Raw genomic sequence first — 14,306 nt, 5'->3', positions numbered from 1 at the left:
GATAATGACAAATGACCAATGCCCTAAGAATATTGGGTGATAACGGGTAGCTGCTCGTTAAGTACCCAATCGCCGATCGCTTTCAATTTGTAGTCCACAGGATCGTGCAGGGTAAAGGTTCGTAAATCTCGCCAGTAACGATCAAATCCATATTTAGTTCCAGTAGCACGAGTTCCGGTAACTTCAAAGATACGGTTGGTAATATCTATACCTACACGGGTCGCTAACGCTTTGGCTGCGGAAACTGCGATCGCTACTTCTCCCCTTTCTTGATGAGTCAGGTCTACATCCTTGTCCCATGCTGCTTGCACCTTCTCGGCTGCTTGGTCAGCTAGAGCGATCGCAGCTTGAATTTCCACCCAAAAGTCCCCGTAATGATGCAGAATATATGGGTCTTGAGTAGCACTATCTACTCCTGATGTAATCCACGGTTTAGTAGTAGTTTTAGTATATTCACGAGCGGCGGCGAAGGCTCCTTTAGTAATTCCCAGATAAACGTTGGTTTTTGTTAACTGGGCAATAATACCAAGAAAAGTTGAGAATGCATTATCAGGAGGATTGGGTGGCCCTAGAATCTCATCTTTTTTTACTAAGACATTGTTGAATGTATAACTACTGCTATCAGTGCGACGTTGCCCAACGTTGTCCCAATCTTGATTGGAAACTAACCCTTCCCTTTCTTTGGGAATTATGAATATGAAGGGCAATTCTACGCCATCTTCCAAAGCGGAGAATACCCGATAATCTGCAACAGAAATACCTGTACCAAAGCTTTTAACACCATTAACCCGAAAGTTCTCACCTTCTGGACTAATTTTCAGCCTAGTGTCTTTTGTATTGATGGCATTTGCCCAAAATAAGTTATTTTTAGCAGTTTCTCTATAATATTTTTCCTTTTGGGACGGCGTACCGGAAACATGACCTAAAGCTGTTAAATTGAGATGATTACCATATAATTGACCAATTGATCCATCTGCTTTTGATAGCTTTCTAACAATTTTTAAGCCATCAATCCAAGTTGCTCCAATGCCACCATATTGCTTGGGTACAATCAGCGGTAACAAACCACTCTCACGCAGTCTATTAATTTCCTCTTCTGGAACTCCAGCTTTGGCATCCCGTTCAACTGCGGATTGAGCAAGTTCTTTGGATAAAGAAGCTGCTAAGTCAATGTAGTCTTTTGGTTTTGTAATATCTAGCACCATAATCAAATCATCCTTATAATTCGTAATTAGGGCAAACACAGAAAAATGTTTATTAATAGAACTTAGGAATTTTCCAAAAATCAATCAAAATAAACGAACCATAGAGACGCAGAGAACACAGAGAGAACTTTTGCGTCAGTTTTAGAATATTTTTTAAGCTTTGATTTTTCTCTGTCTTCTGCTGTAGCCTGCGGTAAGTGTCTATAAGTTCTTTTTGTGAAATTGGCATTAGATGCAGAATTTAGGAGAAATGCAGAGTGGGTAAGACCCACCCCACAAGTGAACAGAGGAAATGGAACATGGAACGTTGTAAAAAATTGTCCTTTGTCATTAGTCATTTGTCCTTTGCAAGTGACTAATGACAGATATTCGTTTCTTGGAAAATTTGAAATTTTTCTTTACATATAATGTGGCGTGATTAGTAAAAATAAAATATCGAAAACTAGCTTTACTGATAATTCCTTTCTCCATAAATTCTCTCTGTTTTCTCTATGCCTCTGTGGTAGCCTGCGGCAAGCCGCTTTGCGTCTACGTTAAAAAAATTTAATCAACAAGACAAATAAAATTAACGCGATTGTTCATTAACAGCCCAATCTGTTAATTTAAAGTCCGACTTTGCTAAACCCTGCGAGACTAAAAATTTCTTTGTCCCCTCTAAAAGTTTCACACCATCTGCTGGTAATGGTTCTTCTGATACCTGTTTGAGTGGTAACGATACTTTGATAATATCGATGGGATATTTAGTAATTTGGGCGTGATACTGATAATATTCTTCAGAATTAGCTTTTAAATCTTTGGCTGCTTCTGTGAGAATTGCATTAAATTTCTGGGGAAAATCAGGCTGTTTTGCCAGAAAGCTTTCAGTTGCGACAACTAATGATGTCCCTGACAAACCTTGATGATTCGCCGAAGAATCAATCACTGGAAACCCTTGCGATTTCAAATAAGGCCCCAAATCGCTTGAGGTTGCATAAGCTGCTACATCACCACGTTCTAAAGCCGCTTTTGCCTCAGTAGTCATCAAGTGAACAATTTTTACATCCTTGGCAATTTTAGCTTCAGCTAATAGACCCAGGAGGTATCGATGCATATAAGAACCTTTTTGGGTAGCTATTTTTTGACCTTTAAGTTCAGCAAGCGATCGCGGCCCATTCTTTTTCGCTACTAACCAGGCGGTTGTATTAAATTGACTGATCCGCAGCAGTCGGGTTTCCACACCCCTAGCTCTCAAAACTATGGCTGGTGTATCGCCTAAAGAACCAACATCTAATTGTCCGGCAACAAGCGCCTCATTGAGATCCGGCCCGTTAGGAAATCTGGCAAAAGTAATGTTTTTAAATCCTACTTTTTGCAACTCACGCTCTAATATTCCCTTTTTCTTTGCCCAACCAAGTGCTCCTGTAGGTTCTGAACTACCTACATAACCTATTCGTAGGGTAGAAATGTTATTGGAATCAGTGTTATTGACATTAACAGCTTCAATGGATTGAGCAGATTTAGTTTCGCCTTGGCTACATCCTGTAATTATTAGTAGTAGGACACAAGCCACTGAAGTTGATAATCTGGAAGTAAATTTATTTTTACTGATAGAACCTGTTCCTACTTTGAACGACAGCATGACTATTTTCTCCGTCGCACTATTTAATCTGCTTCAAAATTTGGAATGTTTCATCGGCTTTTGCTGTTGAAGTGCGTTTATGTCCCCAACCAACCTTTTCCCGATAACTACCCAGTAGCCCAACTTCTGCCAATTCTGCTTCGTTAACTGAAGTCGTTACATCGCTCTCTGGTGCAACGTAAAGCGCATCAACTGGACAGTACAATTCGCACATATAACAGGTTTGACAGTCACTCTGTCGGGCAATAGTTGGCGGCGCATCAGGTACTCTGTCAAATACGTTAGTTGGACAAATATTTACGCAGATATTACATTTTATGCACCGCGACTCGCTGACCAACTCAATCACACTGCTGCTCCTATTTTAGATAAAGGCTTTTCTGTAATATTTAGCGGCTGACTCTTCACCCAGACTCGATCTAATCCGCCACTAATTAAGTGATGTTGCTGATTCGCATCTTGTTCTGGATAGTCTTGATGTTTGTGCATACCACGAGTTTCTTTACGTTCAATGGCACTGCTGTACATCCATCGCGCTGTGGCTACCATCGCCGCAGCTTCTCGTTTCCGGATTAGCTCTTTACCTGATGTTACGTGGCTACTGCGAAGTTCTTGCCAAAGATGATTGAGTTTACCCAAAGACTCGGTTAAGCCTTGTTCTGTACGGAAATAGTTCTTTTCGTAGGGAAATACTTCAGCTTGCACTGCCTGAATTACTTCATCAGTGGCTAAAGAGCGATCGCTCCCACTCTGTAATCCTACTTCTCCAACACCCTTAACTTGTCGTTGAGTTTTGTATTCTCTGAGAGTGCGACTATATTCAGCAGCCGATTTCCCTGACCAATAGCCAGAAGATATCGCCCAAGCAGCATTATGACTACCACCGCCAGTAAATCCGCCACAAATCAGTTCCCGTGTGGCGGCATCTCCAGCTGCATAGAGTCCTCGTACAGAACTGGCACAAGTCTCATCGACAATCCGAATTCCCCCCGTACCGCGTACAGTTCCTTCTAGGCGTAGAGTCACAGGGAAACGTTGAGTAAATGGATCGATACCTGCACGGTCAAAGGGTAAAAAGAAGTTGGGCTGTGCTAAACGCATAGATGGCCGCATCGATTCTGCCGCTTTGTCTATGATGGCGTAAACTGGCTGTTGCAGTAATGTCTGGGCAATTACTGACCGTTTATGAGAACTTGCCCCCGGAATTACATTACCGTCTTCGTAGGTGAAAGTTGCCCAATTATAAAACAGGGTTTTGGTAACTGAAGAAAAGGCGGGAGAGATGCCATAAGCATTAGAAAATTCCATACCCGACATCTCGGCTCCTGCTTCTGCCGCCATCAGATAACCATCCCCTGTCAGGACGTTGCATCCTAACGCTTTACTGAGAAACGCACAGCCACCAGTTGCGATAATTGTGGAATGCGATCGCACTATCCATTTCTCACCAGTCTGACGATTTACACCCGTTGCACCAGCAACAACACCATCCTCATCAACCAGTAATTCTAAGGCAGGGCTGTTGTCTAAAATCTTGACTCCAGCGCGTTGAATTTGCCGCCGCATCAGCCGCATATACTCCGGCCCTTGTAGCGATCGCCGATAGGGTTTGCCTTCATCGTCAGTAGGAAAGGGATAACCCCACTCTGCTAACTGATTAACGTTGATATACGTCTGATTCAGTACTCGATCCATCCAATTGCGATCGGCTAAAAACCCACCCAACGATTCCCGACTCGCCTTTGCTGTTTCCCGTGCTTCTGGATCGGGTGGCACATACCACACACCATTTCCAGATGCAGCAGCGCATCCAGTTGTGCCGCAATACCCTTTATCTACAAGGATCGCCTTAGCTCCATTTGATGCAGCACTCCATGCCGCCCAAGTTCCAGCTGGCCCACCTCCAATTACAAGCACATCTGCTTCTAAGTCGAGGTCAAAATCGTTTGTTAACGTCTTCAGCATCTACCATTTCCCCCCAATTTATAAAGTCTTAAGCGTCAAGTCTTCACGCCATCCTGCAAAATAAATATTTAAAAATCTATAAATTGCGATCCCTTAATACAAATTTTCACCAACTTGATAATTTAATTTACATTATCTTGATCGATAAACCGTAGTTTTAGCATAATAGAGTTTTTCACAGTTTTCGACAAAAAGCAAGCATTTTACTAAACAACTTCAAAGATAAATTTATGTAAAATCAACTTTGTTGGAGTGAGGCTGGAGGCATGGGTGTCAACTTCAGCTAAAACTCCTTTTCAAACCTCGTTTCCAGCTAGAGGTTGGAAATGCTTGTCATTGCTGTGCCGCGAGTCAGAGAGTGGAAACTAGACAAAAAGATAATCTCTTAAAGCTATGTATAGACTGGTTTTTACATTAAGTTGACACCACTGGGCAGGAGGCATAAACGGTTTTGTTTGGATAAGTAGAGACGCGAAATTGGATTGGGCTTTGTCTTTAATCGCTTTCTTAAGACTCAAGAATCCCCGGACTTTTAATTAAACAAATGTAAAAATTTTTATTCAGTCCGGGGAGTGCTATTCGGTTAAAATCTAAAGACAGTACGAACCCAAGCAAATAAACTATCAGGATTGCTGGAATCCGAATCAGGTGCAGTAATCCAGATCAAACCAGGTGTAACCTCAATATTATCTCCGATTTTGTATTGGTAGAATGCCTCAACGTGCAGGGAAGTATCTCTGTCCGCTTGTCCTAGACCTTTTCCCAAATTTACACTATTACTAAGACTGATGAGTTTTGGCTCCATACCAACTAAAATTCCCCCTAGAGCACCTTCACTAAAAAGATCCGGGAATGCCAGTCCTACTGCCCAATCCATAACTTCAGCATCTCCGCGCCCCAAATAACGGTGCACCCCATAACTTACCCACCCATTGATTGCCAACTTGGAATTAAGTTGATAGAACGCTTGTAGTCCATAAAGGTTGGCTAGAGTTGCTGTTCCATCCACGGTGCTGTTTGCCAGGTTACTCCCGACTGCTGGGCCGAAATTTGTCCCACTAAAACCTATTGTCCTTGGTGGGCTATAGGTATTAACGTAAGTTGCAGCCACCCGAAAATTCCTATTACCAGAGTAGTATATTAACTGTGCTAAAGCTAAATATCTGCCTGTAAATAAGCCGTTATTAGGTGTGGGATTACCACCGTTTGCTGCGCTGTACGCTATCCCGAATTGAAGTTGTTTGCCTAATCCCTGGAGTATGGCAATTCCGGGACCGGTATCTCCATAGTTATAGACCAAAGACCGCCGTGAAAATCGTGAAATCCCATTAGCACCAGTTACAGAAGACGATTCAAAATATGGGTTAACCGGACCAGAAAGACCTATCTCACTAGCTCCGTCAGACAAGGGAAAAATGTTAACTTGAGTATTTGGAAAAGGTAGAAACCGATAGCGAACACCACTGAGAATAATAGTATTGCGTTGAAAAGTAATACTGGAGTTATCAGCACTTCTCCCCTCATAAGTTCCTAATAATGAAGTTGCAACTTTTGTTTGTCCCAATGATTCAATATTTCCACCTCCTATGGTTATACCTAGTGAATCTTTACCGTTAAAACTGGTGTTGAACCGTAAAGAAGTTGAGCCTTGAAGTGTGGGATTGTGAGGTGCTGGTCTCTTAGTGACGACATTATTACCCGCTATAAGATCGCCAAGAACAATCTGAGATCGACCTATAAGTTTGGTTGTGGTCGTAAACTGAGTTGATTCTAACTTCGCATTTCGTACTTCCAAGCTATCTAAGCGTCCCCGAAGTTGAGCGAGTTCTGGAGAAAATTCTTGTTGTAGTTTTTTGATGGTATCCAAGTCTTCGCGTTTGACTAAATCTGTTGTCGAAGTCGCTATTAGTTCATTGAGGCGATCTAAAGCTGCATTCAATCCAGCTGCAAATTCATAGCGCGTTAAGGAGCGATCGCCTTTAAATGTACCATCTGTATATCCTGCAATTACACCGTAGCGCTCAACTAGAGACTGTAATGCTTGAAATGCCCAATCTGTCGGCTTAATATCTGATAGTTGCGAGACGGATGTCACTTGTCCTGCTGCATTATTTGGAGCTTTTTTGTTAGCTGGCGGTGCAACTTGCAACAATTGCGAGACAGGTGTGACTCGGTCTTGAATCTCGTTTGGGGCTTTTTTACGAGTGACTGGTGTAATTGAAGTGTCTGCTGTTTGATTGACAACTGCTTCTGGCGCTTTGTTTTGTTCTACTTCAGTCGGAGATACATCAGATTTAGGCAGTTCAGCCTGACTTTTGGCTGGAGAAAAAACCAGGATAGCTAGAATATCTAGCAACAAAACCAGGAACACTATGGATCTATAATTCCAGCGAAAATTAGACATGACTCCTTAACTCCTCAACCTTAAAGATGAATAAATTAACTCTTATTAGATAGAAAAACCATTAATAATCTTGCTCTAATCTTATTTGGAAACGATTAGAACACGGATTTAGCAAAGGTTTCGCTGCTGATAAAAGCACAAGCTTCTAATAAATATCGAAGTTGGTACTAAGTCGTTGAATGCGCAATCCAAAATTCGCCAAAAACTAGTAGTTCTGACGCTTGAATGAGACAGTCACTACCTTAGTAAAGACTTCTATCCTTTTAAGGAAAACTCAACCACACGCTATCTAAACTGATACTTCTGAAACATACTAATGCCGTTTTTTTGGGTTATGCTGTACAAAGTTAATCAATGGCTACTGACATTGACTAAAGCTTGATTTGGATGCAAGTGATTATTTGCCAATTAACATTAATTGAAAACACTATTTTGTAATCAACTGTATTTTGACAGCATCAATTGTTATTTAAGTACGATAGTTCTATCGATTTACCGTACTTTAGCACAATTATCTTTGCATAGAGCTTGGTACAATGCAAGACCTAGTACTTTTTCATGAGGGGAAAATATGTAAAAATTCTTAGTTAAGTCAATTCCAACAACTGCGTCACCGATAGCGTAGCGTTAGCGTTAGAGAAGCGGTAGCGAGTACTCGATCGTCCGCAAAAGCGTCACAGCCCGTCGTAGACATCGCCAGAAATAGCTCAGTGGTAAAAACGAATCAAAAGCAGCAAATATTCTTACCTCTACTGTTCCACCAAGAACTGCCCTCTGCCTTTGTTAGGTTAATACTTGTCTAAATTTTGAATAGTAGGATCTTCTAAATTATCTGGTTTGTCAGAATTATTGGTTGAGTTAGAAGACTTGCGATAGAAACCACCTACCTCCGCCAAAGTATAGAGGGGCCTAGCTTTAACTTCTTCATAAATCCGCCCTATATATTCGCCTAAGATACCAACACTGACTAACTGCACAGATCCGAGGAAGAAAATTGCCATCAAAATAATCGTAAACCCGGTTAAAGGTGAATGGGGGACAAAAAGACGCCAATACAAGACTAATAAAGCCATGAAGATGGCCGCCGCCGCCGCTACTAACCCTAAGTAAGTTGATAACCGCAGTGGCACTATTGAAAAGGACACTAGACCATTAATGGCAAGGGCTAAAGATTTGCTAAAAGTGTATTTAACTTCCCCAGCAAAGCGGGGGTTGCGCTCAAACCGAATTGCTATTTGCTGAAAGCCAACCCAAGAACGCAGACCACGAATATAGCGGTTGCGTTCTGGCATAGAATTGAGAATATCTACAATCTCCCGATCCATTAGACAAAAATCACCAGTATCAGTAGGAATCTCTACATCTGCCAGCTTTTTGAGGATGCGATAAAAGAAATAGGCAGTAAAACGCTTAAACCATCCTTCTTTAAGACGTTGAGTGCGTTGAGCGTAAACAACCTGATAGCCCTGCCGCCATTTTTCAACCATATCAGGAATTAGTTCTGGTGGATCTTGTAGGTCAGCATCAAGGATGACGATAACTTGACCCTTAACAAAATTGAGACCAGCAGTAACTGCAATTTGATGACCAAAGTTACGAGCAAAACTCAGATAGCAAATGCGTGGGTCCTTTTGATGAAGCTCTCGTAGTAATTGTAGGGAGCGATCGCGGCTACCATCATTGATTAAAATTAATTCGACAAGCCCATCCATCCGATTCATGACTGCACTCAGTCTGCGGTATAGTTCTGGAATAATTTCTTCTTCGTTATAAATTGGAACAATGAATGAATACTTTGGTAGCATCTAAAAATATGGTTTAATTTTTGAACAGCCAAGCGAAAAGACTGCTGGCGATCGTCAAGGTTTAGTTGTCAGTATACCTAGCAACACTCAAGTTTCATTCTCATAATTTATTTATTCTTCGGATTTTATGTTATCTGAAGAGTCTGATTTTTTAAGTTTTTCTACAGCTTTTTTGGGAAAAGTCCGACGATGGCGATACCAAGTAGACCCTGCTACCAGCATTCCAGTTAAGCCTAATGCTAGTACTAGCGGCAAAAAATCGCCTGTATTCACTGCCTTCAGACCAGAACTACCCAATAGTACAAAAGGTAAGACGCTGGGAACAGTACCAAGTGTTGTACCGAGAACATAATCTTTAAAACCGATCGAAGTCAGTCCAGCAACAAAGTTAACCAAACCATAGGGCATGATCGGTACTAATCGGATGGCAAACATATAAAAAAGCCCTCCACGTTGCACCTCAGCATCCATAGCTTGCCAGCGTCCTGCTAATCGTCTTGCAACTGTTTGGCGTCCAATAGTCCGAGTAAAAACAAAGGCAATTATTGCTGCAATGACTGCTGCCACACTAGTCCAGACAGTACCCAGCCAAGGGCCAAAAATTGCACCTCCAGTCAAATTTAGCACCGTTGAGGGCAAAACCAACATAGTTGCCAGAACGTACAAAGCAATATAAATAATAGGTGCCCAGATCCCAGAAGATTTCAGCAATGCTTGGATTTGTGCTGGTTCGATGCCGCCAAGGAGATATACTGCTATACCAGTTGCAATTATGCAACTTAGTGTGAGTAGCAAGATACCAGCTTTCAAGTTCCACACTAGAATACTCCTACTTTTTTTGTAACCCAACCCATCTTTCTTAAACTTCCCCTTTAATTAATTCTTGAAAACTTTGGTTCTGGAAACTAGTACTGTGACACATCAATTTTGATAAATTCGTAGTGTGACCACATTGTACTAGAGGAAATACAGCAGTTTTCAACTAGATTCAGACATAAAGAGTTTCTACCTCCTGCCTTCTGCCTGCAAGCTAGCAAGGCTTCTGTCGATGAAAGCAGAAGTGAACACTTCCAAGTCGCAAAAATGTTGGGTAATTGACACAAAACTTGTATTCTTCACGACAGCTATTGTTGCAACAAAAGTGTCATGATTGTGAGGATTGTGCGTAAAAACATCAATTTTATCGGTAGTTTTCTTTATGAATCATTAATCTATACTGGCGTTTTAAATAATTTCCTGTAAAATACTGACTATAAACTACGGCAATTCGGTCGAGCTACCGTATATATTAATCTTGTACCCTGCCTAACACAAATGGAAATTCTTTGGTTTATTCCTACTGGATCTCATGACGGACGCTATTTAGGCACAGATATTGGCTCTCGTGTTGTCACACCTGATTATTTACAACAAATTGCCCAAGCTGTAGATAGTTTAGGTTACACGGGCGCATTGTTACCCACTGGAAGTTCTTGTGAAGATGCTTGGATAACTGCTGCTGCTTTCATATCTGTCACCAAGCAGATGAAATTTCTTGTGGCAATTCGTCCGGGAATTACTTCCCCAGGTGCTGCTGCACGGATGGCAGCAACATTTGACCGAATTTCTAAAGGAAGATTGTTAATTAATGTGGTAACAGGTGGAGATCCTGTGCAACTGGCTGGGGATGGCTTGCATCTTAGTCATGACGATCGCTATGATCTAACCGATGAATTTCTCACAGTTTGGCGGGGTATCGTTAGCGGGGAAACAGTCGATTTTAAAGGAAACTACCTGGATATAAAAGGTGGTAAGCTTTTATTCCCACCAATTCAACAACCCTATCCACCTTTGTGGTTTGGTGGTTCATCTACTGCTGCCAAGCGAGTTGCTGCTAAACATATAGATGTTTACCTGACTTGGGGCGAACCTCCACAACAAGTGGCCCAAAAGATTGCTGAAGTTAGGAAATTGGCGGCTGAACAAGGCAGAACAATCCGTTTTGGGATTCGTTTACACGTAATTGTGCGAGAAACCGAGTCTGCTGCTTGGGATGCTGCCAATGAGCTAATTAAATATGTCAATGACGATGCGATCGCTAAAGCTCAGAAAGACCTTGCTAATTCTGATTCTGAAGGACAGCGGCGCATGAGTCAACTACATAGTGGTAATCGAGAAGCCTTAGAGATTAGCCCCAACCTGTGGACAGGAATTGGATTGGTGCGGGGTGGTGCTGGTACAGCCTTAGTTGGAGATCCTGACACCGTTGCCGCTAGGATGCTGGAATATCGCAATTTGGGCATAGAAACATTCGTTTTCTCTGGATATCCTCATTTAGAAGAAGCGTATCGTACTGCTGAATTATTATTTCCACGTCTACCTTTACAGAACGAACCTACACCTTTAACGCCACCAATATTGAGTCCTATCGGCGAAATCGTCACTAATGAAAAATTTGCGAAACAACTCACAAGTGCTTCATAACTAATTCGTAGTTCGTAATTAAAAAGTAAATTACGAATTATGTTGACTAAACTTCTAGATTCATCCTTTGGAACAATCTAAAATCCCAAATCCATGACTATTACCCTTAAACACACCAAAAGTAAAAATAATATATCACTGAGCCAGGTATTAGAAAACCCGCAAATCGAAAAAATAGTTCCCTGGATTGTGCCTGTTTTAGTTCTAGTACTTTGGGAACTTGCTTCCAAAACAGGTTTACTCTCAACCAGAATTTTACCAGCCCCTAGTGGCGTAATCGCTACAGCTATTAAACTAGCCTCCACCGGAGAATTGTTCCAAAATATAGGCATTAGTGCTGGGCGGGCGATATCTGGTTTTATAATTGGTGGCAGTATTGGTTTCGGTTTGGGATTGCTCAATGGCTTTTCCCGTGTGGCAGAAAAGTTATTGGATAGTTCCTTGCAAATGCTCCGCACTATCCCTAATTTGGCATTAATTCCCCTGGTAATTCTCTGGTTTGGTATTGGTGATCAAGCTAGATTATTTTTAGTATCTATGGGTGTATTTTTTCCCTTATATCTCAATACATTTCATGGCATTCGCAGTGTTGATCCTGGACTGATTGAGATGGGAAAAGTATATGGATTAAAAACACCACAACTTCTGTGGCAAATTATTTTTCCAGGAGCTTTGTCTTCGATTCTTGTTGGTGTTCGTTTTTCTCTAGGGATTATGTGGCTAACACTAATTGTGGCAGAAACGATCGCAGCAGATTCCGGTCTTGGTTATATGGCAATGAATGCCCGTGAATTTATGCAAACTGATGTTGTGGTTTTGAGTATTGTAATCTATGCACTACTAGGTAAATTAGCAGATTCTATTGCTAGAGGATTAGAAAAAAAATTCTTGGCTTGGAACCCTAATTATCAAAAGCGATAAATGCTAAATTCACCAGAATTAAATGTGGTTTGCTTTCTTGAACATCTCATCAAATAATTAAATTCCAGTTGTTCTTAAAAAGGAGATTTTGCAAATGAGTTCAAATGTACAGGGTACACAATTAAGTATTTTGGATTTGACGAAGGTTTTTGGCAAGAAAACTGTTTTAAACTCCCTGAATTTAGAAGTTGAAGCGGGTGAGTTTGTCGCTATTGTCGGACGAAGTGGTTGTGGTAAGAGTACCTTATTGCGTCTGGTGTCAGGATTAGATAGAGTAACTTCAGGTGGAATACTACTGGATGGAGAACCACTGCATAAACTCAGCCGCTTCGTAACAATGATGTTTCAAGATTCCCGTTTGCTGCCGTGGAAGCGCGTTGATCAGAATGTGGGGTTGGGCTTAGAAGGTAATTGGCGTGAAAAAGCTTTGTGGGCACTTAATAAAGTTGGACTCAAAGATAGAGCTGATGAGTGGCCTTCTGTTTTGTCTGGAGGACAACGGCAACGGGTATCATTGGCGAGAGCCTTAGTCAGTCAGCCCCGTTTGTTGTTGCTAGATGAACCTTTGGGAGCATTGGATGCTTTAACTCGGTTAGAGATGCAGGCCTTGATTGAAAACTTATGGCAAGAACGAAGATTTACTGCATTTTTGGTTACTCACGATGTGGAAGAGGCTGTGGCGTTGGCAGACCGAGTGATAGTGATTGAGCAAGGAAAGATTTCTATGGATTTTCCTGTGAGACTTTCACGCCCACGGGATAGAAGTAGCGAAATGTTTATCAATATCAGAGAAGCAATTCTCAAGCAAGTAATGAGCAATGAAAGTACTCAGCCAACTAATCAATTGTTACAGTTGAGTAATTAAGATTTAGCTTTCGTTAGTTGATTAATATCATGCTTGAGGTAGCTGTGGTAAAATAGGCTACTTCGAGATAAAAACTTCTTCAAAAGCAGCTGTAAGAATCGAAAATTATTTATGAATACTTAAAACAACTCTCAATTCTCCTCTCTGCGGTTCTGAGTGATTTTTTCTGTATTCACAAACTAGACAAAGTAAAATACAATAATTGTTAACTTATATAGCTTTAGATTTTCCATAACTGTTATGCTAAATCTTTAGTTAAGCATCAGAACTTGACTTTAAAATCCAGGTTATAAGCCTAAATTTTGTGCATAAATATAAAATATTAATAATAACTGCTATTGATGCCTAGTAAAGGTTTTATGCTTTCTATAATATCGATTTAATATACTGAGTAATAAATATCCATAGCTTTATTAAAAATAAACATCAATATTTATTATTTATATTTAATTTAATGATAATTAGAAAATTAACAAAGTATGATGCAGAAGATTATAGACAGATCAGATTAGAGGCTTTATATAAAAATCCAGATTCCTTTGGCACATCGTATTCTGAAGAAAAAATTAAGACTATAGAACAATTTCAGGATAGAATACCAGAAAATAACAATAACTTTATTTTGGGCTGCTTTGAGGATAAAAAGCTAATTGGAATAGTTGCGTTTCACCAAGAATCAAGAATAAAACTCAGGCATAAAGCATATATTAGTAGTATGTATGTTCAACAAGAATATCGAAGAAAAGGTATAGGTAAATTATTACTAAATGAATTAATTGAAAGAGCAAAAGCTATTAACGAGGTAGAACTATTATTACTTGATATTGTTAAAAATAATTTTTTTGCCAAACAACTTTATTTGTTATTGGGATTTCAAATATATGGAGTAGAGGAAATGGCATATAAGTTTAATCATGAATATTTTGATTTAGAATTTATGCGTTTAAAAATTAAATAAAACTATCTTGTTTTTTAGTAAATATTTAGAATAAAAAAAGGCATTTGATTTATTTAATTAGACAGAGACAATTTCTAAAGATAGCCCTGTAAATAAAGAAGA

Annotated in this window: 11 protein-coding genes; 4 read left to right on the top strand and 7 right to left on the bottom strand. The window is 40.3% G+C overall.

The features are described 5' to 3' along the window. Positions 1-23: 23 nt before the first annotated feature. The 7 genes from V7K79_RS20565 to V7K79_RS20535 all read right to left on the bottom strand — a co-directional run bounded on the left by V7K79_RS20565 (position 24) and on the right by V7K79_RS20535 (position 9,816). Entirely contained in the window at positions 24-1,205 is a 1,182-nt protein-coding gene (locus V7K79_RS20565; RefSeq protein ID WP_335049875.1) for an acyl-CoA dehydrogenase family protein, read from the bottom strand. Positions 1,206-1,770: 565 nt separating this feature from the next. Further along, the gene (locus tag V7K79_RS20560) at positions 1,771-2,823 is read right to left on the bottom strand and encodes an ABC transporter substrate-binding protein (protein ID WP_335049873.1); all 1,053 of its coding nucleotides are present in this window, start codon (positions 2,821-2,823) and stop codon (positions 1,771-1,773) included. A gap of 19 nt (positions 2,824-2,842) precedes the next feature. After that, positions 2,843-3,172, bottom strand: a complete 330-nt coding sequence (locus V7K79_RS20555; RefSeq protein WP_335049871.1) for a ferredoxin family protein — start codon at positions 3,170-3,172, stop codon at positions 2,843-2,845. Then, positions 3,169-4,788, bottom strand: a complete 1,620-nt coding sequence (locus tag V7K79_RS20550; RefSeq protein WP_335049869.1) for an FAD-binding protein — start codon at positions 4,786-4,788, stop codon at positions 3,169-3,171. Before V7K79_RS20550 ends, V7K79_RS20555 begins: the two co-directional genes overlap by 4 nt. Positions 4,789-5,371: 583 nt before the next feature. Then, entirely contained in the window at positions 5,372-7,192 is a 1,821-nt protein-coding gene (locus V7K79_RS20545; protein ID WP_335049867.1) for an iron uptake porin, read from the bottom strand. Between the two features lie 788 nt (positions 7,193-7,980). Next, positions 7,981-8,997, bottom strand: a complete 1,017-nt coding sequence (locus tag V7K79_RS20540) for a glycosyltransferase family 2 protein (RefSeq protein WP_335049866.1) — start codon at positions 8,995-8,997, stop codon at positions 7,981-7,983. Positions 8,998-9,108: 111 nt separating this feature from the next. Continuing rightward, complete coding sequence (locus V7K79_RS20535; protein ID WP_335049864.1) at positions 9,109-9,816, bottom strand: TVP38/TMEM64 family protein; 708 nt, start codon at positions 9,814-9,816, stop codon at positions 9,109-9,111. A gap of 495 nt (positions 9,817-10,311) precedes the next feature. Here V7K79_RS20535 and ssuD point away from each other — a divergent pair, with 495 nt between their 5' ends. From ssuD to V7K79_RS20515, 4 genes are all read left to right on the top strand, one after another. Then, on the top strand, positions 10,312-11,460 hold the full coding sequence (ssuD, locus tag V7K79_RS20530; RefSeq protein ID WP_335049863.1) for an FMNH2-dependent alkanesulfonate monooxygenase: 1,149 nt from the start codon (positions 10,312-10,314) through the stop codon (positions 11,458-11,460). Positions 11,461-11,553: 93 nt separating this feature from the next. Continuing rightward, positions 11,554-12,381 (top strand): aliphatic sulfonate ABC transporter permease SsuC, encoded by an 828-nt coding sequence (gene ssuC, locus V7K79_RS20525; protein WP_335049861.1) that lies wholly within the window; start codon positions 11,554-11,556, stop codon positions 12,379-12,381. Positions 12,382-12,475: 94 nt separating this feature from the next. Next, positions 12,476-13,246 carry an ATP-binding cassette domain-containing protein gene (locus V7K79_RS20520; RefSeq protein WP_335049859.1) on the top strand — a complete coding sequence of 257 codons (771 nt, stop codon included), beginning with the start codon at positions 12,476-12,478 and terminating at the stop codon, positions 13,244-13,246. A 454-nt stretch (positions 13,247-13,700) separates the two neighbouring features. Continuing rightward, a complete protein-coding gene (locus V7K79_RS20515) occupies positions 13,701-14,204 on the top strand; it encodes a GNAT family N-acetyltransferase (RefSeq protein ID WP_335049857.1) in 504 nt (167 codons plus the stop codon). Positions 14,205-14,306 lie beyond the last annotated feature (102 nt).

It is taken from the genome of Nostoc sp., from assembly GCF_036917575.1.
Lineage (GTDB): Bacteria > Cyanobacteriota > Cyanobacteriia > Cyanobacteriales > Nostocaceae > Nostoc.
Note: the sequence above shows the minus strand (reverse complement) of the source record. Positions and strands in the feature narration are given on the sequence as shown.